Origin of the sequence: Lysinibacillus boronitolerans JCM 21713 = 10a = NBRC 103108 (assembly GCF_000772935.1) — a bacterium.
In the GTDB taxonomy this organism is placed as follows: domain Bacteria; phylum Bacillota; class Bacilli; order Bacillales_A; family Planococcaceae; genus Lysinibacillus; species Lysinibacillus boronitolerans.
On record NZ_JPVR01000066.1, the window covers coordinates 83410 to 109866 of the forward strand.

The following is a 26457-nucleotide window of genomic DNA, read 5'->3' on the forward strand; positions in this document are numbered from 1 at the left end:
TCTGCATTATAACGGGAAACAGACGGGAAGTATAGGGAACAAAAAATTTTTAAAAGCAGATTGCAATTATTTAGCAGAATGGAAAAGTTAAGTAGCAGAAAGTGTGATAGTACAGCCGTTAAGTTGACATCATTCATGCACGATACACATTGATTTGATAAAAACTATAAATTGTACATTATGAATAAAGGGTGATAAGATAGACACATAAAATACACAATTATTAATTTCCGTGAAGGGGATATCATAAAATGAAGTTAACAAAGCCACAACCTCTAACAATTGAGGGAGGCAAAAAAGCCGTACTATTACTGCATGGTTTCACAGGTAGCACAAAAGATGTGAAAAAGCTAGGAGAATTTCTATCTCAACGAGGTTATACTGTGCATGCACCAATTTATAGTGGGCATGGCGTAGAACCAGAAGCATTATTAGAAACAAAACCAGAAGATTGGTGGAACGATGTAGTAGAAGGTTATAACTTCCTACAAAAGAAAGGCTATGAAGAAATCGCTGTTGTTGGGATTTCACTTGGAGGTGTCTTTTCATTAAAGGTGGCAGAGACATTCCCAGTGAAAGCATGTGTAGCGATGTGTGCACCGATTACACGTGATAATTCAAAAGGCTTATTTACACGTTTGTACCATTATGCTCGTTTATATAAACACTTTGAAAATAAATCAAAAGATCAAATTATTTCAGAATTACATGAATTACGTATTTCACCGAAGGATTCATTGGACGGCGTAACACGTTTAACAGCAGAAACGCGTGAAGAATTATCAACGATCAAAGCACCAACACTTGTGTTACAAGGCTCACTAGATGATGACCTATATCAAGAAAGCGCACCTTTTATTTTAAATACTGTGGAAACAGACGACAAAGAAATCATTTGGTATGAAAACTCTGGCCACATTATTACATTGGATAAAGAACGCGATAAAGTGTATGAAGATGTTTATAAATTTTTAGATCATATTGAATGGTCAGTTGCAAACTAAGAAGGGGCTGTCAGCAGACAGCTCTTTTTTTGTTGAATCTCACTGGATAAACGAAAAAACTATTGTAATTATAATAAATGCTTGATAACATGATGAAATTGTAGTGAAAAATCATTCGATTAAAATAATTTGCTATAGTTTAAAACTTCTAAGGAGCACATCAATTATGCAACAAAAAATACCTTTTTCAACTTACGCAGTCATTGGAACCATGTTATTTGGACTGTATTTTGGAGCAGGGAACCTAATTTTTCCTATTCAAATGGGTCAATTTGCTGGGACAAATTTTTGGTTTGGATTAATCGGTTTTTTAGTGACTGCTATCGGCTTACCATTCCTCGGAATTTTGGCAATTGGCTTATCAGGTAGTAATGGTTTACGTGATCTAGCCAATCGTGTTCATCCTATATTTGGCATTATTTTTTCATTGGCACTGTACTTAACAATCGGACCATTCTTTGCCATCCCACGTACAGCAACTGTACCTTTTGTAGTAGGGTTTGAGCCATATATTCAAGCACAACATGCAACACTGCTACTAGCTGTATTTAGCTTTGTATTTTTCGCTATTGTCTATTATTTTTCTTTAAATCCAGCGAAAATAATGGATTATATCGGTAAATATTTAACGCCCGCATTTTTAGTTGTTTTATTTATTTTAATTATTACAAGCATTACGAAGCCAATGGGCCATTTCCAGCAGCCAATCGGTGCATATATGGATGCTGCCTTTATGACAGGCTTTAAAGAAGGCTATAATACGATGGACGCCCTTGCCTCTCTAGCCTTCGGGATTGTTGTCATTAATGCAATTAAAAGTGCAGGGATTACAGATCGTAAGGAAATTGCCAAGGCTACATGGACATCAGGTATTTTTGCGATGGCTTTAATGACGCTTATTTATGGTCTCATTACGTATATGGGCGCTTCCAGTATGAATGCTGTCGGGACTTTTGATAATGGTGGTTTAATCTTTGCGGCAGTGGCCGATCATTACTTCGGCTCATTTGGAGCTATTTTATTGGCCGTCATCATCGTGCTCGCTTGCTTAAAAACAAGTATCGGCTTAATTACATCTTGTAGCGAGTTTTTCCATGAGGTATTTCCAAAAATCAGTTACAAATGGTTTGTGTTCCTGTTGTGTGCTGTATCCTTTACGATTGCAAATTTTGGTTTAAACAATATTATCAAATATGCTATTCCAGTTTTAATGTTCTTATATCCATTAGCAATCGTCCTAATCTTGCTTGCTCTAAGCTCATCCTTCTTTAAGAATAAGCAAACAGTGTATGCCATAGCGATGATTTTTACATTTTTCATTAGCCTGATTGATGGCTATAAAGCGCTGGTAGAAAGTGTGCCAGATGCGAAGTTAGGTGTGTTGGACGCAGTAGAGAAATACTATTCTGCGATACTACCTTTTTATGATATTGGCTTAGGATGGATACTGCCAGCGTTAATAGGGGCAGTAATTGGAAGCATGATTCCGTCTCGAAAAGTTATATAATGAAAGAAACACGCACAGAAAATGTCTCTGTGCGTGTTTCTTTATGGATTAGTAAGCTGTCCAGCCACCATCAACTGCAATAACTTGTCCATTCACAAAGCTAGCCTCATCTGAGCCTAGGAAGATCGCTAATTGAGCGATTTCTTCTGGCTGACCAGCCCGCGGATTGATGGATAGTCCTAGTGCTTGTCGTGCAGCACCTGTTTGGCTCATATTTGTCATAGAAGAGGCGATATTGGTCATCACTGCTCCTGGCGCAATACCATTACAGCGAATATTTTTATCAGCATACATAAAGGCTGTATTTTTTGTTAAACCAACTACCGCATGTTTTGAAGCTGTATAAGCAGCCCCAGCCCGTGCACCATATAAGCCACCAGCAGAAATATTATTGACAAAGACACCGTGTCCTTGCGCAAGGAAGATTTCTGTCGCCATACGCATAGAGCGCATAACAGCTGTTGTGTTTACTGCAAATACTTTTTCCCATCGTTCATCAGAAATTTCTCCAACTGGCTCCATACCATCCATAATACCTGCATTGTTGACTAATATATCTAATTGACCATAGTTCGTTTTTGTTTCATCAAATAAACGTTGTAAGTCTTCTGTTGATGCGACATTGGTTTGAATGGCAAATGCTGTTCCTCCAGCCGCTTGAATACCCTCCACAACCGCTTGGGCACCCTCTAAATTTAAGTCTGAAACGACAACCTTAGCGCCTTCTTTTGCATATCCTTCTGCAATGGCTTTCCCCATACCTGAAGCTGCACCTGTCACAATGGCTACTTTACCTGCTAATCTCATCTCAAAGACCTCCTCATAGTAATTTCTTTACTTATTGAACATCTGTTCATTAAAATCATATAATAAAGATGAAAGCGATTTCAATATGCAAAAAAACGGGATGTGTTGAGTAATCAACACATTTGGACAATCTGTTTATTAAGGAGCTGAAAAAATTGCGCACTACGGATTTACGGATTATTAAAACGAAGCAAGCTCTCCACGATGCTTTATTGACCTTGCTTAGCCAAAAACCATTGGAGCAAATCTCCATTGCTGAAATTTGTAGAGAAGCAAAGGTCAATAGAGGAACGTTCTATTTACATTACGAGCAAAAAGAGGGGCTCTTTGAGGAATACTTTCAGGAGATAATGGAGGATTTATATCAATCCTATGAAGAACCCTATCGAGCCGTCACGACATTGGACACAAATCAATTAGATCCCAATACTATCCGTATTTTTCATCATATTGAACGCTTTAAAATGTTTTACCGTATCGTCTTTTCTAAAAATGTCCCGTTGACCTACTATTACATGCTTTTTGATGGTATTTATTCCCTACTAAAACGAGATATTACCTCACATCACGTGCATCAAATGGAGGATCATATCTCGATCGACTATTATAGTGCCTATCAAGCAAACGCCATCATCGGACTCATCATCCAATGGTATCGCGGCGATTTCAGCGATAGCGTGACCATGTTAAATCAGCAGCTAGCAGCTATTTTAAAGAATGTGAGGAGTGGCGGATAGAACGCTTGAATTGAAGGATAGAGAGAGAAGTGGCAGATAGAACGCCCGATTTGAAGGATAGAAGAGAAAACGTGGCGGATAGAACGCTCGATTTGAAGGATAGAGAGAGAAGTGGCGGATAGGACGCCAGAATAGAAAGATAGAAGAGAAAAAGTGGCGGATAGAACGCTCAATTTGAAGGATAGAGAGAGAAGCAGCGGATAGGGCGCCCGATTTGAAGGATAGAAGAGAAAAAGTGGCGGATAGAACGCTCGATTTGAAGGATAGAGAGAGAAGCAGCGGATAGGGCGCCCGAATTGAAGGATAGAAGAGAAAAAGTGGCGGATAGAACGCTCGATTTGAAGGATAGAGAGAGAAGCAGCGGATAGGGCGCCCGAATTGAAGGATAGAAGAGAAAAAGTGGCGGATAGAACGCTCGATTTGAAGGATAGAGAGAGAAGCAGCGGATAGGGCGCCCGAATTGAAGGATAGAAGAGAAAAAGTGGCGGATAGAACGCTCAATTTGAAGGATAGAGAGAGAAGCAGCGGATAGGGCGCCCGATTTGAAGGATAGAAGAGAAAAAGTGGCGGATAGAACGCCCAATTTGAAGGATAGAAGAGAAAAAGTGGCGGATAGAACGCTCGATTTGAAGGATAGAGAGAGAAGTGGCGGATAGGACGCCCGAATTGAAGGATAGAAGAGAAAAAGTGGTGGATAGAACGCCCGAATTGAAGGATAAAGAGAGGAGTGGCGGATAGAACGCTCGATCTGAAGGATAGAGAGAGAAGTAGCGGATAGGGCGCCCAATTTGAAGGATAGAAGAGAAAAAGTGGCGGATAGAACGCTCGATTTGAAGGATAGAGTAAGAAGCTGTGGATAGGACGCAAGATTTGAAGGATAGAAGAGAAAAAGTGGCGGATAGAACGCTCGATTTGAAGGATAGAGAGAGAAGTGGCGGATAGGACGCCAGAATAGAAGGATAGAAGAGAAAAAGTAGCGGATAGAACGCTCGATTTGAAGGATAGAGAGAGAAGCAGTGGATAGAACGCCAGATTTGAAGGATAGAAGAGAAAAAGTGGCGGATAAAACGCTCGATTTGAAGGATAGGGTAAGAAGCTGTAGATAGGACGCCAGATTTGAAGGATAGAAGAGAAAAAGTGGCGGATAGAACGCTCGATTTGAAGGATAGAAGAGAAAAAGTGGCGGATAGAACGCCCGAATTGAAGGATAGAGAGAAAAAGTGGCGGATAGGACGCCAGATTTGAAGGATAGAAGAGAAAAAGTAGCGGATAGAACGCTCGATTTGAAGGATAGAGGAGAAGTGGCGGATAGAACGCTTGAATTGAAGGATAGAACAGAAAAAGTAGCGGATAACCACGCAAAGAGAAGGTCTACATCAGCATGTAGACCTTCTTTTTTCTATTAAATCATCGGACTGGAGCTGGCTTAAATGTGACGATCAGCGTAGCAATGGCTAGTGTTACGAAGATAATGATGCCTAAGGAGCTACTGTTTTGCAGGAGATTGTCGGTACTACCACCAAAGATGATCGTGTAGTAGCCATCTGCTCCATAAGTGGCAGGTAGCATAGCAGCGACCTGCTTGTATCCTTCAGATAGCATGGTTTTTGGAACAAGTACGCCTGATGTTACTAATTGGAGTGAGAGAGCACAAATATTAAATACCATCCCCATATTCCCAAAGGCAATCACAAATACTTGGGCCAAGCTAAGGAAAGCAAGATACATTACAGATTGAAAGAAATAAATCGATAGCAGGCTTTCCTGACTAGCGATATTAAAAAGGTGCATCAAACCAATTGTTATGAATGGTAATGTAAAGGCTACGCCCACATTGAGTAGTTGTCGGGCGAGGAACAATTGCCATTTTGATAGGCTTTCTTGAACGAGCTGTGCTGCTTGCTGGTGTTGCATAATCATGACCATCGCTCCTACGAAGGAAGAGATGATGACCATAAGTGGGACAAAGTTTGCGGCAAATCCCTTTACATTATTTGTTTTTATAATGGTCCCATCGACGACATGGTCTTTGACATTCATTACAGTTGTTTTGACAGAAGTGGTAATTTGTTGGGCAGTTTGTTGCTCAAAGGGAAGCTGAGCAAATTGTTGAGCGAAGACCTCAACTGCTTGATTTTGTTGCATTGGATAAAGGGCTTGATTGATCTCTTCTGTTAATTGCTTTGCTACCCCCTCCATCATATTTTTCGCTACACTTGCATTGGCTTGATTAATCGCATAAATAATTTCAGCCTCTTTCCCTGCTTGTATTTGATTTGTAAAATCGGCAGGAATGTGCATTATCATATTAATTTGTCGTTCGTTTAATGCGCTCTCAGCTTTCTTCATTGATGGATAGTCCTCCATTGAAAAGGAGATGGAGCCTTTGATGTTCTGTGCTACCTGCTGACCCATTGCAGAATCTTCCACAACAAGACCAATGCTTAACTGTTCAGCTCTTTCATTGACACCATCATAGGCAGTCATCCAGATCGTAAAAAAGATTAATTGAAAGGCAATGGTTGCAACAATGCCGATATAGGTTTCACGAACTCGCAATAGTGCTTGTAAACCTGTCATTTTTTATTCCCCCTAATATTAAGTAAGTACTTACTTGCATTGATTAGAAAAATTTTTTCTAGGAAACAAGTCCCCTAGAAAAAATAGCAACACTAGTTTGTAAAAGTTCTTCAGTTGGTAAGTCAGACACGATAGTTCCAAGTCGAGCACGTGACATAAAATGACCAAAATTCAAAGCAATAAGCGATAACGCTGCTGCTTCAAAATCAACTTCTCTTATTTTCCCTTGCTGATGCATCTCTTGAAAATAGTGAATGAGCTCCTTTTTGATGAGGAGAGGGATATTGGCGATTTCCTCACTAATTTCAGGAAATTGAATGGATTCCTTAAAGCCGATCATGACAAAATCTTTAATCGACATTAAAAAATGAAAATGCTTCAATGAGAAATTTAATAAATCCTTTTCTAATTCCCACGTTACATTTTGATTGATCTCCTGCTGTAGAAGAGGATAATAAGAAAATTGCTCTATGATGGCCTTTAATAAACCACGTTTGTTGCCAAAATGACGGAAAAGAGTGACCTCATTGACACCTGCTAATTCTGCAATGGTTTTGGTAGTTGCAGCTGTATAGCCTTTTTCACTGATCAATTGTAGAGCAGCTTCGATAATTCGTTGTGCAGTTCCTTTCGTTGTCAAAAACATACTTCCTTCCATGCAAGTAATTACTTACATCCTAGCATAATGTACGGTGAACTGCAACACCATGAATGAACGTTGACAATTATATCGACTGCTGATATATTTTAAGTATATCGACTGACGATATATTGATAGGCGATATAAAGGAGGATTTGTATGACGCAGGAACATCCGCCATTAACAGAAGGCGTTTATTATATTTTGTTAGCATTATATGAGGCGAGGCATGGCTATGGCATTATGCAATTGGTGGAAGAAATGAGCAATGGACGTGTGCGCTTAGGGGCCGGAACCATATATGGTGCGATTAAAACGTTGCTGGAACGAGACTGGATAGAGGCACTTGATGGGGATGGTAGAAAGAAAGAATATATTATTACTGAAACTGGAAAAACAGTGGTGGAATATGAAATTTTGAGATTAAGGGAACTTTTTGACAATGGTATCCGTATAACGAGAGGAGTTGAATAATATGCATAAATATCGATTAATGATTAATCCCTATGCAATAGAGAAGTGGGTCAATGACATGGCTTGTGCGGGCTGGCATTTGAAAAAATTCACATGGATTCGCTTTACGTTTGAACGTGGAGAACCAAATAGTTATATTTATCGCCATGATGAATTAGGGCGATTCGGTTCGCCCTATGAAGAGGACTATGAGCAAGTAGATCGCTCTGGCCATATTGTATTTTTTAGAAAAGCAGCACAGGAAGGTCCATTTGATAAAAAAACGAAAATTGGTAACCTGTCAAAAAAGATGATGCTCTTACTTTCTCTTATTCTACTTAATTTGTTCATTGGTCTCATCGGTTTAATTGGTGATTTTTCGGAGAAAACAACAGACTGGGTTGGTTTCATGTTAAATACGCTGAATCTTGTGGTTGTTGTATTATTCACCCTCCCATTCTATAAGCTTATGCGTATACGTAATCGATCAAAGAGAGAATTAAATGTATTTTCGGATTAACGAAGCGTCTATTATTTTCCGGGAAATCAGAAAATAATGAAAAAGGAAGCGTGATTTTATAGTAGGGGTGATGCAAAATGAAAAAAAGAATGTTTCGTTTTTTTATTGATTACGAAAAGGAAGAACGATGGGTCAATGACATGGCAGAGCGGGGGTGGAATCTTAAAAAGACAGTGGTAGGCTACTTTGTTTTTGAAAAAGGAACACCAGGTCAATATATTTATCGAAATGAATTTGTCAATAGAAAATCGAAGGATTACTTTGAGTTTCTAGACGAAATGAATATCGAGTGTGTGTCTAAGTTTGGTGGTTGGGCCTATTATCGAAAACCAAAATCGGAGGGCCCTTTTGAGATCTTTACAGATGCTTCCTCGAAAATAAACTATATTAAATCAATGAATCGCATTTTTATATCTGTGTTACTGTTAAATTTAATCATTGGTATTTATAATCTATCGCTAGGTTTACGTGAATTCGTTGTAGGAACGATGAACACTAGTGTGGGGTGCATGAATTTGATTGTCGCCTTACTGCTATTCATTCCTATAGTAAAAAATGAAAATCGTAAAAAGGGCTTGAAACAAGACTTACATATATTTGAAGGATAAGGAGGAAGACAACATGACGTTACAGTTACAGCATGTTACAAAGAAGTACAAGGATTTTACAGCTGTAGATGATTTGAATTTTACTATTGAAAAAGGTGAAATTTTTGGTCTAATTGGTCAAAATGGTGCAGGGAAAACAACAACATTCCGAATGATTTTAGATTTACAGGAGACGACGGCGGGAACAATTACGTGGGATGGCCGGCCAGTTAATGCCATAAACCGAGATGTCCTTGGTTATTTGCCTGAGGAGCGTGGTATTTTTCCAACAATGAAGGTAGAAGAGCAGCTTTACTTTTTTGGTGAGCTACGTGGCATGAAACGAGCAGAGCTGAAAAAGGAAATTGATTTTTGGATTCAACGTTTTGAACTGGAAGAAAAACGCAAGGATAAAGCAGAAACTTTATCAAAAGGGAATCAGCAAAAGGTACAGCTAATTGCGAGCTTTATCCATAAACCAGCGTTTTTAATTTTAGATGAACCGTTCAGTGGGCTAGATCCAGTCAATAAAGATTTACTAAAGGATGCTATTTTACTATTGAAAGAGCAGGGTACGACGATTTTGTTCTCCAGTCACCAAATGGACAATGTCGAGGAGCTTTGTGATCATTTATGCTTATTAAAACGAGGTGTTTCTTTATTTTCTGGAAGCTTACTAGATTTAAAGAAACAATATGGTAAAACAAAGCTTGCTGTTCGAACGGATTGGTCGACTACACAGTTATTGGCACTAGAGGGTGTCAAGGATGTGCGCGTTGAAAAGGAACAAACAGTGCTTACATTAGCAGACGAAAGCTTTGCTCAAAGTATCTTTGAGCAGCTATCCAACGGGAAGTATATTGAAAAATTTAGCTTAGATTATTTATCGTTAGATGAAATCTTTAAAGATAAGGTAGGTGGCCATGTTGTCGAAGTTTAATTTATTAATGAAGCAATTATATAAAGCTAAAATTAAATCAAAATCCTTTATCTTAATGACTTGTTTATATGTCCTTGTCATGTCTGTGGCTGTCTTCTGGTCAGAAATTAAGGAACTATTCACAGGTGATGATGAAGCACAGCAAATCGCGATTATCAATGAAACCTCTGCCGATTTAAGTGGTATTTTTGTCTCGAATGGAGATATGGCCTTTATTCAGGATGAACAAGATGTTTCAGCCCTTGAAAAAAGGGTAAAGGACGGCAAGCTTGATGCTATTGTAACGATTAACGATCAAAATGGTCAGCTACATGCGGAAATTGCTACGTTCACACCACTGAAATTGAACGATCAATCTACATTATCATCATTATTACAGTATGCTGGTCAGCATTATGCTGTTCAGCAATTATCGCTTTCGCCTGAGCAAGCAGCACAAATTATGGCGGCTCAAACAACGATTTCAACGAAAAACTTAAATGAGGCATCAACAGGTGGAAAAAGTGAAGAAGAAAAGCAATCAGGGCTAGTAGTTTCCTATGCGGTAGGGATTTTAATCTATTTCTTTATCTCTACATTCCTATCGATGATTACGACTGAAATAGCCTCTGAAAAGGGCTCACGCGCAATGGAAATGCTCTTAGTAAGTGTCAAACCTGGTACACATTTTAAAGCAAAAATTGCTGGCGTTTTATTGCTTGCTTTAACACAGATGGGCATTATTGCGGTCGTGTTCCTTATCTATGCGAAATTTATAAAAGGTGGGATGGTATGGGATGCAGCTGCTAGCATTGTCAAGGAATTGTCCGTTGGCTATGTCATCTATGCTATCGTATTCCTACTGTTAACAGTTATTCTTTATCTTATCATCGGTGCATTATTCGGCTCTTTAGTATCGAAAGTAGAAGAGGCGGGTCAAGTATTAATGCCTGCGATGATTATTACGATCATCGGCTTCTATGTTATGCTGACAGGCATGGGTAATCCAGATACAATTATTATTAAAATATTCTCTTATATCCCACTAACTTCTGGCATGATCATGCCAATGCGTATTGGCGCTACAGATATCGGTGGCATTGTACCATTACTTTCATTAGGAATTTTAATCGTAACGATTGTTGTTGTGTACCTATTTAGTTTATCGTTCTACAAACGTAGTGTATTGACATATAGCTCTGGCGGTGTCATTCAAAAAATTAAAACGGTATTAAAAGTAACAACATAACATAATGGCAGCTACATGGATAATGTAGCTGCTTTTTTGGTGTCATGGTGCCATTGTTAGCAAACAATGTAAAGGAATTTACGGAATGAGTCGAATTTTGGATAGAAAGAAGCTATAATTTATAAAAGGGGATGAGACGATGTTAGCTAAATCAGAGGTGGAAACAATCCTTGACCGACCATCAAATCAGCGTTTAGCAACAACCGAAGAAAAAGCACAGCTCTTTCAAAAGCTTCAACAGCTATGCCCTACAAGTAAAGAAATAGAAGCAATTCTTCACTATTGGACTGTGGTGGAAATTTTTGTTAATGATGCTCACCCTAATCAATATAGTTTGCAATATAAGTTCAATCAAAATGGCTATTGTATAGCAGATTCTTCTTTTTTCATCCTATAGAAAATGAAACTTTTTTACATGGTAATCGTAAGTAATTAGTAGAGATAAATTGCAGGGGGTAAAACGTATGTCTGAATTCAACAATGATCTTTTAAAATCCAAGGACCCATTCGCTTCAGAAAATCCTTTATTACAGCCAAATCCACTTTTACAGCAGGCAACTGAGCAAAAGCCGGTACTTGTATCTGAGCAGGAGCTATCACAAATCGCACAAAATCAGCTAATGTTAAAGCAAGATCCAGAGGTTCATACACTTGCACAAAAAATTGATGTCAAAGATCAAATTGCCATGCTAGAGCTCGGTAAAGAAACAGCAAGTGGCATTTCGACCTTTTCAGATAAAATGCTCGCAACGATGAAAGCTAGTAAGCTGGAAGAATCGAGTGTGCTATTAAATAACCTGAATAAAATTATGGATAAATTCGATCCACAGGATTTTGCGGAAGAGAAAAAGGGCGGTTTCATCTCCAAGCTCTTTAACAAAGGAAAAGAGCAATTGGAAAGGTTCTTATCTAAGTATGACAGCATGAATAAAGAAGTGGATGTCATTTACCGTGAAATTCAAAAATATGAAGGGGAAATGAAGCGTAATACCATTGACCTTGAAAATCTGTATGAACAAAATTTAAACTACTTCCAATCATTAAGTAAATTTGTTGCAGCTATTGAAGTGAAAACAGAAGAGGTCCGTGCCACTTTACCAGCACTTGAACAAAAGGCTCAAAGTGGTGACCAATTGGCAGCTATGGAATATGAAACAATGCTTCGCGCTGTGGAATTATTAGAGCAACGTCGCTATGATTTAGAAATGGCACAACAAGTATCATTCCAATCAGCACCTCAAATTCGCTTAATGCAGCAAGGGAACAATCATTTGATTGCCAAGATTAATTCTGCCTTTGTCACAACGATTCCGATCTTTAAGCAGGGGCTAATTCACGCAGTGACATTGAAGCGCCAAAAGTTGATTTCTGATTCTATGGTGGAACTAGATCGCCGTACGAATGAAATGCTTGTGCGTAATGCAGAAAATATTAGTAAGAACAGTGTGAATATCGCTCGTCAAGCTGGTAGCCCAAGCATTAAAATCGAAACGATTGAAACAACATGGCAAACAATTATGGCTGGTATTCAAGAAACGAAGCAAATTCAAGCAGAAACAGCAAGAAACCGTGAAGAAGGTCGTAAACGTATTGAGCGTTTGCAATTAGAATATGAGAAACTGAAAAAAATGTAAGGCTAAAGCTTCTTGCAGCTATTGTTGCAAGAGGCTTTTTTTATGGAAAGTGTAGGTGAGCAAGGACTCCTTCCATGTGTGAGAAATGATCTTTGACAAAAAGCAAAATAGTGATTATGATAAAATCAAATGAGAATGATTATCAAATGAAGAGGAAGCGGAAAGATGCTGCACAAGGGTATTCGATTACATGTATTTATTCTTGGAGGAGTGAAAATAAATGGCAAATAAGATAAATGCCTCTACATTGTCGTATGAGCCTTTTAAAGATGGAACGCTTGCTCTATACACGACAGATAGCTTAATGATTGTACCGCAAAGTCGCTATCAAGAGCTTTTGCATATGGAAGAGTTACATAATGCTATGCATAAAGATTTAGATAACAAGCAAAATGGTTTAGAACGAGAACGAAAAATGCTAAAAAAACAAAATACACAGCTAACAGAAAATCTACAAAAGTTAAAGCAGCAAAACACAGTCTTGCAGAAAAAGGTAACTGAATACAATTGTGTAGTGGAGGAGATGAAGGTGCTCCGCCAAGAAAATACAGATCTTCTTATGGAGCTTAGTAAATATAAAGCGATGTCAAGAGAGACATTGACGGGGCCTGTGAAGTCGATGATTCGGGCTATGCGTGAGCAAGGGGTTGGAATTAAAGAAATCCATATTCGCATTAAGCGCCAAATCAATCCAGAGATTAGCTATAGTACCGTACGCAAGTATATTTCTGAGCTAGAATCGGAACAGAAAGGTTAACAGCTTTTAAAAGGAACTAGAAATTTGGCATTTACAGCAGCTACTCAAAGTCCTATAATGAGTCTATTCTTTAACTAGTTTAAGATTATAGGAAATCGTTGACCGATTTCAATAAGAGTAGGAGCGTTAGTATCATGTCAAATGAGAAAAAAGGAGTTTTGGCTGCCTTTTTTGCCTATGCCTTTTGGGGAGCATTCCCTCTATATTGGAAATTACTTGAGCATGTACCAAGTATGGAGATTTTATTATCCCGTGTCATTTGGTCCTTTGTCTTTACGGTGCTGGCAGTGATCGTATTTCGCATGCGTCATGACCTCGTAGCAGATTTAAAATATTTATGGTCACATCAAAAGCATTTCTGGCAGCTTGCGGGTGCGTCCTTTGTCATTTCAATGAACTGGTATTTATATATTTGGGCAGTGACGCATAATCATCTCATTGAAACGAGCTTAGGTTATTATATTAATCCGCTCTTGTCTGTAATTTTCGGGGTGATTTTCTTTAAAGAATCGCTCAGTCGTGCACAATGGGTAGCGACAGGAATTGCTTTTATTGCGGTGATTATTTTAACGATGAATTATGGCTCTGTCCCGTGGGTAGCTTTATTGATTGCGCTATCCTTCGCAATTTATGGTGTGCTGAAAAAGAAAATTACATTGGATGCAACAAGAGGGCTAGCCATTGAAACGTTATTGATTTTACCCTTTGCATTAGGCTATTATGTTTATCTTTTTGCTACACATCAAGCCTCGTTTTTACATGTCGATGTTAAAACAGATATTTTGATGATCTTCAGTGGCTTAGTAACAGCCGTCCCCCTTATTTTATTTGCGAAGGGGGCACAAAATATACCTTTATACTTACTAGGGTTTATCCAATATGTATCGCCAACTATTGTCCTGATTTTAGGCATCGTGCTATACAAAGAGCCATTTAGTCAGGTTGAGCTCCTTGCATTCAGTATTATTTGGGCAGCATTACTCTTATTTTCTGGTTCCAAAATTATCGAAACAAGAAAAGCCCATCATAAATCAGTTTCGTAAAAGACTTGTAGATTTTTCTACAGGTCTTTTTTATGTAACTTTTACCACTTCGCTTTGTAATGCACAAAACTTTTTTATTTCCTTATCGGATTGCCCGCTATTTTGTTTAATCGTATTTTAAAGATCGATAAAATTCATCCACTAATATGGTAAAAAATAAAGGTAGCTTCTTGAATTGTCTGGTTGAGATGAAGTGCCTGTTTGAAAACTATTAAAATCGCTAGAACGAATGGTAAAACGATTACGATGGCTGCTGAATTTTTCAGCTCATGCTTTTGCTTTCTATAGAATAGCCAACAAATAATGGCAGCCATTAGGAGTGCACTGAGTAGGATGAGGCTAACAATGAATGTAGCGTGTAACTTATGCACGGCTTACTCTATATTGCATTGTCTTGACTCTCATTCCACTTAAAGTGGTCATTCTCATGCAAGACTGCATAATGAAAGCCCATTGCGTTTCTTTCATCAATCACAGTTGATGTGGCAGAGGCTGTAGGGATTATAAAAAATAATGGTAAACAGGCATAGGGGAGTCTTTTGTTGCATTTAGGTACTCCCTCCAAATAGAGTCTTTTTGATAGATTCGACAAAATTAGGAGAAAACCTTTTGAAGCTTAGGCACCTTTACTTTCATGCCAGCATATAGTAAAATGTCAATAATTAGATAACAATGATCAATTAATGAGAGGTGCTTTTTGTGAGTGCGGTAGGTTCTAACTAGGTAAAAATTGAATGAAATAGTGGCGATGACGACAGCAGGGGATATATGTTATGAACACCCCTTATTTTGTCATGGACCTATTTCAACAACCTATGTAGATACCTACAATACTTTATTAAGCGTGGCATAAAGGATTGAAACTTCAATTAGATGAAGTTTTATTTGTGATGCCGAGAAAACGCGCCTTTTAAAGATAAAGCTGTGGGGATTCCTCACAGCTTTTTTTATGTTGTTTAAACCATCATTGCTATCTAATATTGGGTAGGTATCTTCATGTATGATAAAACATGACAATGAGGAGCAAAAAGAAATGAATAATACTACACTTGAAAAATTACAATATCATGAATTAAAGGACATCGTTAAATCCTACTGTGTCAGCGGGTTAGGAAAACAGCTTTTAGATAAATTAATGCCAAGCTCCAGCTTAGCAGTGGTAAAAAATCGGTTGAATGAAACAACTGAAGCTCGTGCCATATTGGATGCAGAGGGGCATGTTCCGTTTTTAGGGGTATCAAATATTGAGCATATTATGACAAAGCTTGAAAAGGGGATGCTTCTAGATCCCAGTGAGCTAGTGAGCATCTCCGATTTTTTACGAGGCTGCCGCAACATCAAAAAATTTATGTTAGATAAGGCATTTTTTGCGCCTGTTCTTTCCTCTTACGCTCATTCTATGGCTGAATTTAAAAGCGTGGAGGAGGAGATAAATTTTGCGATCAAAGCCAATCGTGTAGATTCGGCTGCTAGTCGTGAATTAAAACGCATCCGTCATCATATGGAAACGACAGAGGAAAAAATAAAAGAACGTTTAACGAAATTTTTAAATAACAGTGCCAATAAACCGTATATCCAGGAATTTTTTATTAGTCAAAAGGATGATCGCTATACGATTCCGATTAAGGCGACCTATAAAAATCATGTACAGGGTACGGTCGTTGAAATTTCCTCAAAAGGGGCAACCGTTTTTATGGAGCCAAGTGTTGTCGCTAAATTAAATGTAGAATTAGCAACCTTAAAGGCTGAGGAAGCCGTGGAGGAATACCAGATTTTAGCGTCTTTATCAGGGCTATTGATGGAACATCTGCATGCCATCACCATTAACATGGAGTTGATTAGTCAATACGATATGGTTTTTGCCAAAGCGAAGTTCAGTAGACAAATTGGTGGTAGGGAGCCACGTATAAATGATTACGGTTATATTCAACTAATCAATGGTAAGCATCCATTACTACCAGGAAATGCGGTACCCCTTCAATTTTCCATTGCGAAAGACTACCGTAGCTTAATTATTACAGGGCCAAACGCTGGTGGGAAAACAGTTGTGTTGAAAACCATTGGCCTTTTAACATTAGCTACGATGTCGGGCTTCCATATTGTAGCGGACGAAGGAACGGAAATGGCTGTATTTGATCATATCTTTGTTGATATTGGCGATAATCAAAGTATAGAGAATGCACTTAGTACGTTTTCTTCTCATATGAAAAATCTTTCCGATATTATGAGAGCTGCTAATAATCATACACTCTTACTGTTTGATGAAATTGGCAGTGGAACAGAGCCAAATGAAGGAGCAGCACTAGCCATTGCGATACTAGAGGAATTTTATCAAATGGGCTGTATAACTGTGGCAACTACACATTATGGTGAAATTAAACGATTTTCTGAAATGCATCCTGATTTTATGAATGCAGCAATGCGCTTTCATGCTGAAACATTAGAGCCTTTGTATCAATTACTCATCGGCACGTCTGGAGAAAGCAATGCTTTATGGATTTCCAAAAAAATGAATGTCCGCGAAGCTGTTTTACAAAGAGCGAAGGATTATATAAATAATAAAGAATATCAGCTGACGCTCGTTCAGGACAGTAAAATTCGTAAGCCTAAAGAAGAGAAAAAAAGCTTGGCAGCAGTTTATACATTTGCCAAAGGGGATCGTGTGAAATTATTGGACTATGATGATGTGGGATTGGTATATGAAGAAATGAATCCGTACAATAATGTCAGGGTATTCTATCAGGGGCAAATACTAGAAGTGAACGTAAAGCGACTTGCCCTTGAATTACCTGCAACAGAGTTATACCCTGAAGGATATGATTTAGAGACATTATTTGTAGACTATCAGGATCGGAAGCTTCAGCACGATATCGAGCGTGGTTCGAAAAAAGCGTTACGCAAGATCCATAAACAAATTAAGAACGATCGTCAGCAATAAAAACAAGGGATTGCACAGCCTCGTGCAATCCCTTTACTCATTAGGTTATGGAATCAATCTGTGCCTTAATCGTTCGATAGACTTCCTCGATTTTTCGTTTATAGGGTAAATCCACTAAATCCAATGAATCAGTATAGGCCATTTTTGCAATTTCATAGGCTGTTGTTAGCTTACCAAAATGTGCATAGCAAAGGGCTTTATAGGAAAAGCATTCATTTAAGCTTAAAATATCATATGGATGACTAATATAGATCGGGATGTGTTTATACTGTTCAAATGCAGCTTTCGCTTCCTCATAACGACCAAGTAAATATAAGGATTTTCCTTTTTCAGCATAATAAAAGTTTGGATCAAGCTTGTCTAAATAATCATCGTGTCGAAGCTGATTAAAACGTTCTATTTCGAGGAGAGCCTGCTCAAAATTATAGATGTAATTATTATAATAATGTGCCTTCAATACAAAAATAAAAGCATCAACCTCCACACGTTCAGCAAATGCCTGATATTGCTCCAGTTTCATAAACATATGATTGGTTTGTTCAAAATCATGATCAATCATCGCACAATAGGCACCAATTCTGTACATATTATCAATCTGATAGAACAGTTGGTTTTTATGAGCATTGGCAATCGTCTCTTGAATTAATTTTTTTCCTTCCTCATGTTCACCAATTGCAAGTTGGAAAATACTTTTATAATAAGTCATTAATAAGGCATCACGAGAATCAAGCTGATAGTCCTCTTGTTCGATAATGTCTTTTGCCTGTAAGATACGATCGTAAGCCAATGTATATTGACGTTTTGCTGCTAAAATAGCCATCTCTAGGATAAAGGTTTTGAACCAATGGCTGAGTAAATTAATTTCCTTAAAAATAGTGCGGGCTTGCTGAAGAGGGACTTCCCATGTTGTTAATCCTGCTTCATACTGGGCATCTGCGTAAATATACAATAAACGGCCAGCTTCATAACTTTGAGGTAGGCCCTCCACAGACGGCTTTATTAAATCGACAATTTCTTGATGATGATCGGCATCTCCACGTTTTACTTCTGCAAATAAACTTTCCACCTGCTCTAATAGCTGGCGAATGGAGGATGGCGTTACTTCTTCCAGTAATTCACTAGCTTTTACACCTAAACGTTCAGCAATATAGTCAAGGCTTTCCATGGAAGGCTTGGCCTTATCATTTTCTATTTGGCTTAACATTCCTTTAGTTAGACGATCACCGGCGAGTGCCTCTAATGTTAATTTTTGTTCTTTCCTTAATTTGCGAATTCGTGTGCCTAAAGAGTCCACTGCCTCGCCTCCTTTTGTTTAATTATATTAAACTTTTGCTTGCGTGAAAAGAGGGAGCTGTGGTATATTTTGTTTAACTTAATTAAACTTTTTAATTTAGTTAAATAAAGGAGGGATTTAGATGAATGAGGTAGAAAAATTAAAAAAGGCGACCTACCACTTATGGACGTTCACTGCGAGTAAAATGATTGCCATGTTGGGTGCAAATGTCATGGCATTTGGTTTTAGCTTGTATATTTTAGCGATGACTGGGTCTGCAATGAGCTTTGCTACCAATATGATTTGTTCCGTATTACCACGTGCTCTTGTGGCACCATTAGCTGGCTATGTCGCAGATAATTTTTCAAAAAAGCGTACGATTTTACTAGCACAGGCAGGCACCATTTTGACAGTAGGGGGATTACTGCTTTATACAGAAACAGTAGGAATGTCCGTTTATGCTATTTACATAGCTACTGTTTTTAATACGATTTGCTCAGCCTTTTCTGGTGTAACGTTTTCATCGGCTATTGCCACACTTGTCAATCCAGAGCGATTACAGCGTGCGATGTCATTTAACCAAATGTCAATGTCTGTAGCTGCAATTGGAGGACCAGTCATTGGTGGTATGATGTATGGATTTTTTAATATGGATGTATTTTTAATGGTGAATATGGTGGCCTATGCGATTGCCTTTTGTTTAGAGGCAACAATGGATTTTAACCTTTATAGTACAAGAGGGGAAGATACGAAAAAAGAAAAGATGTGGGAAGGGCTTAAAAGTGGTTTTCATTATATCAAGCAACGTAACGTCATTAAGACCATTATGTGGGTTGCATTGTGGATCAACCTATTCTTTTCTGCCATCGCTGTTGGAGGAACATACATCATTATTGAATTGTTAAAAGTAAAATCTACACACTTTGGCTTTATTGAAGCGTCTGGTGCATTAGGTATGCTCTTGGCATCCGTTTATTTCGCAACAAGACCTGAAGTAAAGGTCCCTTTACGCTTTTCAAAAATCAGCTTATTACTATTGGCGGGAAGTGTTGGCTTAGCAGTCATCCCATTAGTCACTGATTTTTCCTATATTGCTATCGTGATCTTCTATCTCATCATTTACTTTATTTTCGCAATTTTCGAAATGGGGATTAATATGCCCATCGGGGTGTATATGCAAAAAATCATTGCGGAAGAGTACCGTGGGCGTGTTTTTGGGCTAATGGAGACGATGGCGATGTCGATGATGCCGATTGGTATGGTAGTCTATGGCATGTTATATGATACATTACCAGCAACGATTATTTTACCAGTAACGAGTATCATTATTATTATCATTTCACTTGTGATGCTGCGCTCCTCTATTTTAAAAGAGGCACATCCAGAGTATTATGAAAAAGCACCTCTACCAAAAGGGGTCGCGAACACAACAACGTAAAAGAACAGGCATGCAGTGAAATGCATGCCTGTTCTTTTACTGATCCTCAATGACAATATAGGTTGCTTGAATAGGACCATGAACTCCAACGATAAGAATCATTTCGATATCGGCTGAGTTGCTTGGTCCCGTAACAAAGTTAATACAGGAAGCAATTTTTTCACCCTGACGGATTTTTTCACTAATCCAGCGTGCTGCCTGTGTCATACGAGGTACAATTGTACTTTTAGGAATGAGAATGATCGACTTTTCGGGTAAAAAGCTAATGCTTCTCCCTTTATCTTTGCTACTAAAGAGCACGGCAGTTCCCGATTCTGCTAACGTCATTTCACTAATTGTCATTCCGATATTTGCCTTTTCAGCTTGTCGTATATTTTCCTCAGGATGCTGTGGATCCCATTCATAAAGCTGAATATTGGCTTGTGACCATTGTTCGTTCATAAGCGCGGCTAATCCGTAATCTTGGAACCGTTTATCCTTCCATGTAATAACGGACTGACCTCCATAATTATCAACAACTTTCTGTAAATCCTGTGGAAGTGTGGCAGTACTAGAAATGACAATATCGGTATGAATGTTGGCGCACTGCTGGATTAATATTTCTACCAATTCATCCTTTGTCGCATCTTTGAGCACACGATCTTGAGGCTGATACTGCCAAGTTGGTCGTGGAAGTTCTGTCTTAGGCGAACGTCCGAGTTGCTTCGCGATATTTGCTAAAAAGGTTTCTCGATGCTGAATCATACCAGTCATTATTGCTCGCCTCCTTTTGTACGATGCTTCATCCAGTCTCTAAAGCTGTCTTTACTCGGGGCAGGAAAATCCCTTGCCTCGGTCCAGGCTTTTAATGGGCCTGGCCCTTTAGAAATGGTCTTGTCTTTGGTAAATGGAGACATGGCAGGTGCAGCCATTTTTGTCGCCATTTTATAAAGGGTAGGGGAGGAAGCCCCTAGACCAAATGCCTTCATTAAAAGTTTTTCAGAGATAGGTGCCTTGCCCTCATTTTCAACAATGACCTGACGATGGCGATGAATGAGCTGATGTAATGGAATTTTAACAGGGCATGCATCTGTACAAGCACCGCACAATGTAGAAGCATAGGGCAGTTCTTTAAAATCATCATAGCCTCCTAAAAGTGGAGAGAGGACAACACCTACAGGTCCTGAGTAGATAGAGCCGTACGTATGCCCACCCACATGACGATAGACAGGGCAAGCATTGACACAGGCAGCACAGCGAATGCACTGTAAAATAGGCTGGAATTCACTACTTAAAATAGCAGAGCGTCCATTATCGACAATAACTAAATGAAATTCCTCTGGTCCATCCGTATCCTCTTCGTCCTTTACGCCTGTTAACGTTGTAATATAGCTCGTTAGCTTTTGACCTACAGCACTTCTTGTTAATAAACTAACAAGGACCTCCATTTCTTCAAAGGTAGGAACTATTCTTTCCATCCCCATAACTGTGATTTGTGTTTTTGGTAGCGCTGTTACTAAATCAGCATTGCCCTCATTCGTAACGAGTGTAATCGAGCCACTTTCAGCAATAGCAAAATTACAGCCTGTAATACCAATATCGGCTGTTAAATATTCCTGACGTAATTTTTCACGTACATAAAGGGCAAGTTCCTCTGGCTTTTCTGTTTGATTGTAGCCTTGTTTTTCCTTAAAAACATCTCGAATTTGCTCTTTATTTTTATGCAAGGCTGGCGCCACGATATGCGAAGGGGGCTCGTGATCTGCCACCTGCAAAATATATTCACCTAGGTCCGTCTCAATCACTTCACAACCAAGCGCTTCTAAAGTTGTATTTAAGTTAATTTCTTCTGTCACCATTGATTTGGATTTCACAATTTTTGCCGCATTTTTCTTTTTAGCAATGCTTTGAATATAGTCGGTTGCTTCCTGTGCAGTTTGCGCAAAGAACACATGCCCACCTCGTTTAGCAACATTTTCACTTAATTGATAAAGGTAATAATCAAGATTTGCTAAAACATGCTTGCGAATTTCCTCTCCATGAGAACGCCATTCTTCCCAATGTCCTAATTCCTCTGCTTGTTGAAGGCGACGTGTTTGAAAACGTTCTTGGGCACTCGAAACCGCACGACGCATAAATTGATTATCTAGCTCTTTCGTGACACGTTGTTGAAACCGATCATCACTTGTTTTCATGGCCATGTTTATTTCCCCCTCTTATCGGCAATTTAATACTTCTGCAATATGCATCACTTTAATCGGCTTATCCTGACGTTGAATGCGACCACCGATATTCAATAAGCAGCCTGCGTCTGCGCCTATTAAAATGTCAGCGCCTGTTTCTTCCACATTCAGCACTTTTTCATTGACCATTTCTCCAGAAATATTGCCCATTTTAACTGAAAAGGTACCACCAAAACCGCAGCATCGATCCTTGCCAGGGAGGTCCACATAATGTAAGCCCTTGACGTTCTTTAATAATTGCAAAGGTGCCTCCGTCACACCAAGCAATCTTGTCATATGGCATGACGTATGGTAAGTAGCTTTGCCTTCTAGACGCGCTCCCACATCTTCTGTCTTTAACACGTTGACAATAAATTCTGTGAATTCATAGGTTTTAGCTGCTAATGTTTGCGCTTTTGGCTCCCATATTGGGTCTCCTTTAAACACTGCTGGATATTCCTTCAACATATAAGCGCAGGAACCAGAAGGAGAGACAACATATTCAGCATGTTCAAAGGCTGTAATCATTTTTTTCATCGCATTTTTCGATTCCTTGACATAGCCGCTATTGTAAGCAGGCTGTCCACAGCAAATTTGATCCTCTGGAAAGTCGATGTCACAGCCAAGTCTTTCTAATACTTCAACAACTGCTTTTCCCACATCCCCTTGAAACATATCCACTAAGCAAGTGGCGAACAGTGTGACTTTCATATTCATCGCTCCTTTTTAAAAACAACTGGTCATCTGATGACTTATCAATATTTTAATCATACAACAAATTTGAAAGAGTGAAAACGTTTTTTAATGAATTTTCAGAAAAGAAAAACTACCTAGCGTGTACTAGGTAGTTTTTAGTGTGAATTGGATTCGGTTGTTTCGAAATATTGTAATAGCACTTTTTCAACATTGCTTAAATGAGATGCCATCGCATGCTTGGCTAGCTCTTCATTTTGCTGTTTAATCGCGAGGAAAATCTGCATATGTTCATCATATAATTGTTCGCTCGTTGTTTTTTGTGAGTATAACCAAATTCGCCGTGTCTCTTTCATCGTTTCGATCATTAAACCAGAAATTTGATCTAAAATTGTAGTGAGTAGGGGATTTTGAGAGGCATTGGAAATAGCTGCATGAAATTGATAATCTACTTTTTCACCAAGCTCGCCATCACCATGTGCCTGCTTCATAGCCTCTAAAATTTGTAGCATTGCCTGAATATCCTGATCTGTACGTTGGAGGGCTGCACGTCCTGCTGCTCCCACCTCAATAATTTTGCGCACTTCTAGTAAATGAGCAATATCCTGTCTATTCGTTAACATAGCTGTGGATAATGGAAAGTCAAGCTGATGGGCTGGTACACTTTTGACAAACGTTCCAGAGCCTTGTTTAATTTCAATCAATCCCATAGCTTTTAATGCAGATAATGCCTCCCGTACAGCGGAACGACTCACTTGCAATTGCTCGGCAAGCTGCTCCACTGAGTCAAGCCGATCGCCTGGCTTTAGGACACCAGCTCGTATTTTTTCATGTAATATTTCGGATACTTCTTCATAGATCTTTTTTGGTCTAATCTTTCTTAATTCCAAGGGCTACACCTCTTTTTTCGCTCATTTGCTATCATCATTATACATGAAAATAAGTCATTTACTCATGGTTTAACATGAACACTTTGTGTAGGGTAGAGGATTGTCGAAATTTGAGGAAAAAATCAGGGATCATATAAACCTATAATACGGTCATCGGATGACTTGGTTTTCAGATAGATTGGATGATGAATGAAAAAATAAATGGTTTCTTACTATAATACGGTCGTGATAGTGAATTTGAAATACAGCAGCTTCTTTCAACATTAACGACAAGTAATCGACACTGTCAAGAAAAAGGTAGAAAAGCAGCTAAACTCTCTTTGAAAAGGGGGAAGCTTAGCGGATTTTGTTGACAGAAAATCAACAGGAGCGCATAATGCAGAAGTAGCTTGATGGGACTTCTTAAAAATCTCATTATTTTGCCATGAAACGTTCACAAACTAGAAGGGCGCTTTTTATTTTGATTTTTGGTACGATGGATGCAGTAAATGTAAGGAGCGAATAAAAAATATGGGATCTGATATTAACGTATTTTTAGCTTTTGGTGCAGGGTTCTTAAGTTTCATTTCACCGTGTACTCTCCCACTGTATCCAGCATTTTTATCGTACATAACGGGTATGACATTAGATGAGCTAAAATCAGAAAAAGGTATGCTACAAAAACGTGCCATTTTCCACACACTATTCTTTTTACTAGGCTTTTCCATTATCTTTATCATTATTGGACTAAGTGCTTCATATGCAGCAGAATTCTTCCTGAATTATCAAACATTATTACGACAGGTTGGGGCTATTTTAATCGTCGTATTCGGTTTAATGATTGTAGGATTATTGCAGATAGACTTCTTAATGAAGGATCGAAAGTTCCAATTTAAAAATAGACCATCTGGCTATTTTGGGTCTGTCTTAATTGGTATTGCCTTTGCGGCAGGCTGGACACCATGTACAGGACCAATCCTTGCATCGATTATCATGTTAGCAAGTACAAACCCAGGTGCGGGCTTTAGCTATATGTTTGCGTATTATTTAGGGTTCGCTATTCCATTCTTCGTGCTATCTTTCTTCATTTCACGAATGACATGGATTCGTACACACAGCCAGAAAATAGTAAAAATCGGCGGGTACATCATGATTGCTGTTGGGATTTTATTATTCTTTGATGGCTTAACGTATATTACACGCGTTTTACAGCCTATTTTCGGTGGATTTACAGGCTTTTAATTTGTTAAACTAAAGAGGCATACCGAACTTTAACGTGGAGGGAGATGAACATGTGCCTACAGTTTTAGTAGTAGACGATACGCTATTTATGCGTGTTGCAATCAGTAATATGTTTACAGAATGGGGCTATGAGGTAGTCGGTAAGGCAGTAAATGGTAAGGAAGCTGTGGCGATGTATCGTGAGTTACAACCAGATTTAGTCACAATGGATGTAACGATGCCCGTTATGACAGGTATTGCAGCCGTAAAAAAAATCATCCCAGAATTTCCAGATGCGAAAATCATTATGGTAACTGCACTAGGTCAGCAAAAATTAATCGTAGAAGCGATTGAGAGTGGGGCAAAGGATTTTATCACAAAGCCGTTCGAGCCAGAAAGATTAAAGGCTGTAGCTGATCAATTACTGGGACAAAATTGTTAATTAGACATTAGAGGAGGATTTTTTATGTTAAGCAGTATCCCTTCTCACTATTATGTTATAGGGTCGACCATTATGGCCATTCTTATGGGAAGCTTTGTGATGGTCATACGAATGAGAGCTTCCAAAATGCCGACAAATGAGAAGAAAATTATTATTCCACCAATAGCGATGTCCTCAGGTGCATTGATGTTTTTATTCGAGCAATTCCGTGTACCACCGATGCAAATCTTAGAGGCGGCAGCGGTAGGAATGGTGTTCTCGACAATATTAATTGCTACTTCTAAATTTGAAGTAAAAGGTCGAGATATTTATTTAAAGCGTTCAAAAGCATTTGTTTTTATATTAATCGGATTGTTAATATTCCGAGTGGTGGCGAAAATGATTTTAAGTAGCTCCATCGATGTCGGTGAATTAGCAGGTATGTTCTGGATTTTAGCCTTTGCCATGTTAGTACCCTGGCGTATCGCAATGCTCATCCAGTTTAAACGCGTCAAAAAAACAATTCCAAAACTACACTAGTGCTGAAGCTAGTGTAGTTTTTTTATGCTTGTAAGCGCGGATAGGAGTCCAAATGTAGAGGATAAAATTAGCAAAGAGCAGGATAGCATCTAAAAAGTAGCCAAAGAGCAGGATAGCATCTAAAAAGTAGCGGATAGAATAGCAAAGCGCGGATAGGAGTCCAAATGTAGAGGATAAAATTAGCAAAGAGCAGGATAGCATCTAAAAAGTGACGGATAAAACCTCAAAAGTAGCGGATAGAGCAGCAAAGCGTGGATAGGAGTCCAAATGTAGGGGATAAAATTAGCAAAGAGCAGGATAGCATCTTAAAAGTAGCGGATAAAATTTCAAAAGTAGAGGATAGAGCAGCAAAGCGCGGATAGGAGTCCAAATGAAGAGGATAAAACTAGCCAAGTGTAGGATAGCATCTTAAAAGTAACGGATAGA

The 26457-nt window shown here is 38.7% G+C and carries 27 protein-coding genes; 18 read left to right on the forward strand and 9 right to left on the reverse strand.

Going from position 1 to position 26457, the window contains the following annotated elements:
• Nucleotides 1-251: 251 nt before the first annotated feature.
• Nucleotides 252-1004 carry an alpha/beta hydrolase gene (locus tag CD31_RS06435; RefSeq protein ID WP_036076351.1) on the forward strand — a complete coding sequence of 251 codons (753 nt, stop codon included), beginning with the start codon at nt 252-254 and terminating at the stop codon, nt 1002-1004.
• A gap of 166 nt (nt 1005-1170) precedes the next feature.
• On the forward strand, nt 1171-2511 hold the full coding sequence (gene brnQ / locus CD31_RS06440) for a branched-chain amino acid transport system II carrier protein (protein ID WP_036076352.1): 1341 nt from the start codon (nt 1171-1173) through the stop codon (nt 2509-2511).
• 48 nt (nt 2512-2559) lie between these two features.
• Here brnQ and CD31_RS06445 read toward each other — a convergent pair whose 3' ends face one another.
• Nucleotides 2560-3318 (reverse strand): SDR family oxidoreductase, encoded by a 759-nt coding sequence (locus tag CD31_RS06445; RefSeq protein ID WP_016994382.1) that lies wholly within the window; start codon nt 3316-3318, stop codon nt 2560-2562.
• A 155-nt stretch (nt 3319-3473) separates the two neighbouring features.
• On the opposite strand from CD31_RS06445, the gene CD31_RS06450 reads away from it, so the two are divergent.
• A complete protein-coding gene (locus CD31_RS06450) occupies nt 3474-4055 on the forward strand; it encodes a TetR/AcrR family transcriptional regulator (protein WP_016994383.1) in 582 nt (193 codons plus the stop codon).
• 1241 nt (nt 4056-5296) lie between these two features.
• Complete coding sequence (locus CD31_RS23270) at nt 5297-5461, forward strand: hypothetical protein (RefSeq protein ID WP_156113262.1); 165 nt, start codon at nt 5297-5299, stop codon at nt 5459-5461.
• A 1-nt stretch (nt 5462) separates the two neighbouring features.
• Here the strand turns inward: CD31_RS23270 and CD31_RS06455 are convergent, their stop codons facing one another.
• Both CD31_RS06455 and CD31_RS06460 read right to left on the reverse strand, forming a co-directional pair.
• Entirely contained in the window at nt 5463-6635 is a 1173-nt protein-coding gene (locus CD31_RS06455; RefSeq protein ID WP_036076353.1) for a YhgE/Pip domain-containing protein, read from the reverse strand.
• A 58-nt stretch (nt 6636-6693) separates the two neighbouring features.
• Nucleotides 6694-7281, reverse strand: coding sequence for a TetR/AcrR family transcriptional regulator (locus tag CD31_RS06460; RefSeq protein WP_036076372.1), 588 nt, complete (start codon nt 7279-7281; stop codon nt 6694-6696).
• 153 nt (nt 7282-7434) lie between these two features.
• On the opposite strand from CD31_RS06460, the gene CD31_RS06465 reads away from it, so the two are divergent.
• The 9 genes from CD31_RS06465 to rarD all read left to right on the forward strand — a co-directional run bounded on the left by CD31_RS06465 (nt 7435) and on the right by rarD (nt 14437).
• Nucleotides 7435-7749, forward strand: coding sequence for a PadR family transcriptional regulator (locus CD31_RS06465; RefSeq protein WP_016995386.1), 315 nt, complete (start codon nt 7435-7437; stop codon nt 7747-7749).
• Between the two features lies 1 nt (nt 7750).
• Nucleotides 7751-8248, forward strand: coding sequence for a DUF2812 domain-containing protein (locus CD31_RS06470; RefSeq protein WP_036076354.1), 498 nt, complete (start codon nt 7751-7753; stop codon nt 8246-8248).
• Nucleotides 8249-8325: 77 nt separating this feature from the next.
• Nucleotides 8326-8856 carry a DUF2812 domain-containing protein gene (locus tag CD31_RS06475; protein WP_036076355.1) on the forward strand — a complete coding sequence of 177 codons (531 nt, stop codon included), beginning with the start codon at nt 8326-8328 and terminating at the stop codon, nt 8854-8856.
• Nucleotides 8857-8869: 13 nt separating this feature from the next.
• The gene (locus CD31_RS06480; protein WP_036076356.1) at nt 8870-9775 is read left to right on the forward strand and encodes an ABC transporter ATP-binding protein; all 906 of its coding nucleotides are present in this window, start codon (nt 8870-8872) and stop codon (nt 9773-9775) included.
• Nucleotides 9759-11003 (forward strand): ABC transporter permease, encoded by a 1245-nt coding sequence (locus CD31_RS06485; protein WP_081977461.1) that lies wholly within the window; start codon nt 9759-9761, stop codon nt 11001-11003. Before CD31_RS06480 ends, CD31_RS06485 begins: the two co-directional genes overlap by 17 nt.
• A gap of 139 nt (nt 11004-11142) precedes the next feature.
• Nucleotides 11143-11400 (forward strand): hypothetical protein, encoded by a 258-nt coding sequence (locus CD31_RS06490; protein WP_036076358.1) that lies wholly within the window; start codon nt 11143-11145, stop codon nt 11398-11400.
• A 67-nt stretch (nt 11401-11467) separates the two neighbouring features.
• The gene (locus tag CD31_RS06495) at nt 11468-12637 is read left to right on the forward strand and encodes a toxic anion resistance protein (RefSeq protein WP_036076359.1); all 1170 of its coding nucleotides are present in this window, start codon (nt 11468-11470) and stop codon (nt 12635-12637) included.
• 220 nt (nt 12638-12857) lie between these two features.
• The gene (locus CD31_RS06500) at nt 12858-13394 is read left to right on the forward strand and encodes a hypothetical protein (RefSeq protein WP_036076360.1); all 537 of its coding nucleotides are present in this window, start codon (nt 12858-12860) and stop codon (nt 13392-13394) included.
• 134 nt (nt 13395-13528) lie between these two features.
• A complete protein-coding gene (gene rarD / locus CD31_RS06505; RefSeq protein ID WP_036076361.1) occupies nt 13529-14437 on the forward strand; it encodes an EamA family transporter RarD in 909 nt (302 codons plus the stop codon).
• A 134-nt stretch (nt 14438-14571) separates the two neighbouring features.
• Here rarD and CD31_RS06510 read toward each other — a convergent pair whose 3' ends face one another.
• Nucleotides 14572-14808, reverse strand: a complete 237-nt coding sequence (locus tag CD31_RS06510) for a hypothetical protein (RefSeq protein WP_140423008.1) — start codon at nt 14806-14808, stop codon at nt 14572-14574.
• 662 nt (nt 14809-15470) lie between these two features.
• Between CD31_RS06510 and CD31_RS06515 the strand changes: the two genes are divergently transcribed.
• Nucleotides 15471-17375, forward strand: a complete 1905-nt coding sequence (locus tag CD31_RS06515) for an endonuclease MutS2 (protein WP_036076373.1) — start codon at nt 15471-15473, stop codon at nt 17373-17375.
• Nucleotides 17376-17415: 40 nt separating this feature from the next.
• Here CD31_RS06515 and CD31_RS06520 read toward each other — a convergent pair whose 3' ends face one another.
• Nucleotides 17416-18669 (reverse strand): helix-turn-helix domain-containing protein, encoded by a 1254-nt coding sequence (locus CD31_RS06520; RefSeq protein WP_036076363.1) that lies wholly within the window; start codon nt 18667-18669, stop codon nt 17416-17418.
• 121 nt (nt 18670-18790) lie between these two features.
• Between CD31_RS06520 and CD31_RS06525 the strand changes: the two genes are divergently transcribed.
• On the forward strand, nt 18791-20086 hold the full coding sequence (locus CD31_RS06525) for an MFS transporter (protein ID WP_036076364.1): 1296 nt from the start codon (nt 18791-18793) through the stop codon (nt 20084-20086).
• A 36-nt stretch (nt 20087-20122) separates the two neighbouring features.
• On the opposite strand, the gene CD31_RS06530 is transcribed toward CD31_RS06525, so the two are convergent.
• The 4 genes from CD31_RS06530 to CD31_RS06545 form a co-directional block, all read right to left on the reverse strand.
• Nucleotides 20123-20839 carry a LutC/YkgG family protein gene (locus CD31_RS06530; protein ID WP_036076365.1) on the reverse strand — a complete coding sequence of 239 codons (717 nt, stop codon included), beginning with the start codon at nt 20837-20839 and terminating at the stop codon, nt 20123-20125.
• Nucleotides 20839-22266 (reverse strand): LutB/LldF family L-lactate oxidation iron-sulfur protein, encoded by a 1428-nt coding sequence (locus CD31_RS06535; RefSeq protein ID WP_036076366.1) that lies wholly within the window; start codon nt 22264-22266, stop codon nt 20839-20841. The genes CD31_RS06530 and CD31_RS06535 overlap by 1 nt, the downstream gene beginning before the upstream one ends.
• Nucleotides 22267-22281: 15 nt before the next feature.
• Nucleotides 22282-22998, reverse strand: coding sequence for a (Fe-S)-binding protein (locus CD31_RS06540; RefSeq protein ID WP_036076367.1), 717 nt, complete (start codon nt 22996-22998; stop codon nt 22282-22284).
• A 140-nt stretch (nt 22999-23138) separates the two neighbouring features.
• The gene (locus CD31_RS06545; protein WP_036076368.1) at nt 23139-23870 is read right to left on the reverse strand and encodes a FadR/GntR family transcriptional regulator; all 732 of its coding nucleotides are present in this window, start codon (nt 23868-23870) and stop codon (nt 23139-23141) included.
• A gap of 510 nt (nt 23871-24380) precedes the next feature.
• On the opposite strand from CD31_RS06545, the gene CD31_RS06550 reads away from it, so the two are divergent.
• Genes CD31_RS06550 through CD31_RS06560 form a run of 3 tightly spaced genes read left to right on the forward strand, consistent with a single transcriptional unit; the run spans nt 24381 to nt 26031 of the window.
• On the forward strand, nt 24381-25091 hold the full coding sequence (locus tag CD31_RS06550; protein ID WP_016995208.1) for a cytochrome c biogenesis CcdA family protein: 711 nt from the start codon (nt 24381-24383) through the stop codon (nt 25089-25091).
• Between the two features lie 34 nt (nt 25092-25125).
• On the forward strand, nt 25126-25512 hold the full coding sequence (locus CD31_RS06555; protein WP_004229473.1) for a response regulator: 387 nt from the start codon (nt 25126-25128) through the stop codon (nt 25510-25512).
• 24 nt (nt 25513-25536) lie between these two features.
• Nucleotides 25537-26031 (forward strand): CcdC family protein, encoded by a 495-nt coding sequence (locus CD31_RS06560; RefSeq protein WP_016995207.1) that lies wholly within the window; start codon nt 25537-25539, stop codon nt 26029-26031.
• Nucleotides 26032-26457 lie beyond the last annotated feature (426 nt).

Bases quoted from the DNA above. Each gene is read 5' to 3' on its own strand.
- CD31_RS06525 (WP_036076364.1), top strand. From the start codon at position 18,791: ATGAATGAGGTAGAAAAATTAAAAAAGGCGACCTACCACTTATGGACG.
- CD31_RS06560 (WP_016995207.1), top strand. From the start codon at position 25,537: ATGTTAAGCAGTATCCCTTCTCACTATTATGTTATAGGGTCGACCATT.
- CD31_RS06500 (WP_036076360.1), top strand. From the start codon at position 12,858: ATGGCAAATAAGATAAATGCCTCTACATTGTCGTATGAGCCTTTTAAA.
- CD31_RS06535 (WP_036076366.1), bottom strand. From the start codon at position 22,266: ATGGCCATGAAAACAAGTGATGATCGGTTTCAACAACGTGTCACGAAA.
- CD31_RS06470 (WP_036076354.1), top strand. From the start codon at position 7,751: ATGCATAAATATCGATTAATGATTAATCCCTATGCAATAGAGAAGTGG.
- CD31_RS06515 (WP_036076373.1), top strand. From the start codon at position 15,471: ATGAATAATACTACACTTGAAAAATTACAATATCATGAATTAAAGGAC.
- CD31_RS06460 (WP_036076372.1), bottom strand. From the start codon at position 7,281: ATGTTTTTGACAACGAAAGGAACTGCACAACGAATTATCGAAGCTGCT.
- CD31_RS06445 (WP_016994382.1), bottom strand. From the start codon at position 3,318: ATGAGATTAGCAGGTAAAGTAGCCATTGTGACAGGTGCAGCTTCAGGT.
- CD31_RS06540 (WP_036076367.1), bottom strand. From the start codon at position 22,998: ATGAAAGTCACACTGTTCGCCACTTGCTTAGTGGATATGTTTCAAGGG.
- CD31_RS06475 (WP_036076355.1), top strand. From the start codon at position 8,326: ATGAAAAAAAGAATGTTTCGTTTTTTTATTGATTACGAAAAGGAAGAA.
- CD31_RS06490 (WP_036076358.1), top strand. From the start codon at position 11,143: ATGTTAGCTAAATCAGAGGTGGAAACAATCCTTGACCGACCATCAAAT.
- CD31_RS06550 (WP_016995208.1), top strand. From the start codon at position 24,381: ATGGGATCTGATATTAACGTATTTTTAGCTTTTGGTGCAGGGTTCTTA.
- rarD (WP_036076361.1), top strand. From the start codon at position 13,529: ATGTCAAATGAGAAAAAAGGAGTTTTGGCTGCCTTTTTTGCCTATGCC.
- CD31_RS06495 (WP_036076359.1), top strand. From the start codon at position 11,468: ATGTCTGAATTCAACAATGATCTTTTAAAATCCAAGGACCCATTCGCT.
- CD31_RS06530 (WP_036076365.1), bottom strand. From the start codon at position 20,839: ATGACTGGTATGATTCAGCATCGAGAAACCTTTTTAGCAAATATCGCG.
- CD31_RS06455 (WP_036076353.1), bottom strand. From the start codon at position 6,635: ATGACAGGTTTACAAGCACTATTGCGAGTTCGTGAAACCTATATCGGC.
- CD31_RS06480 (WP_036076356.1), top strand. From the start codon at position 8,870: ATGACGTTACAGTTACAGCATGTTACAAAGAAGTACAAGGATTTTACA.
- CD31_RS06465 (WP_016995386.1), top strand. From the start codon at position 7,435: ATGACGCAGGAACATCCGCCATTAACAGAAGGCGTTTATTATATTTTG.
- brnQ (WP_036076352.1), top strand. From the start codon at position 1,171: ATGCAACAAAAAATACCTTTTTCAACTTACGCAGTCATTGGAACCATG.
- CD31_RS06435 (WP_036076351.1), top strand. From the start codon at position 252: ATGAAGTTAACAAAGCCACAACCTCTAACAATTGAGGGAGGCAAAAAA.
- CD31_RS06485 (WP_081977461.1), top strand. From the start codon at position 9,759: ATGTTGTCGAAGTTTAATTTATTAATGAAGCAATTATATAAAGCTAAA.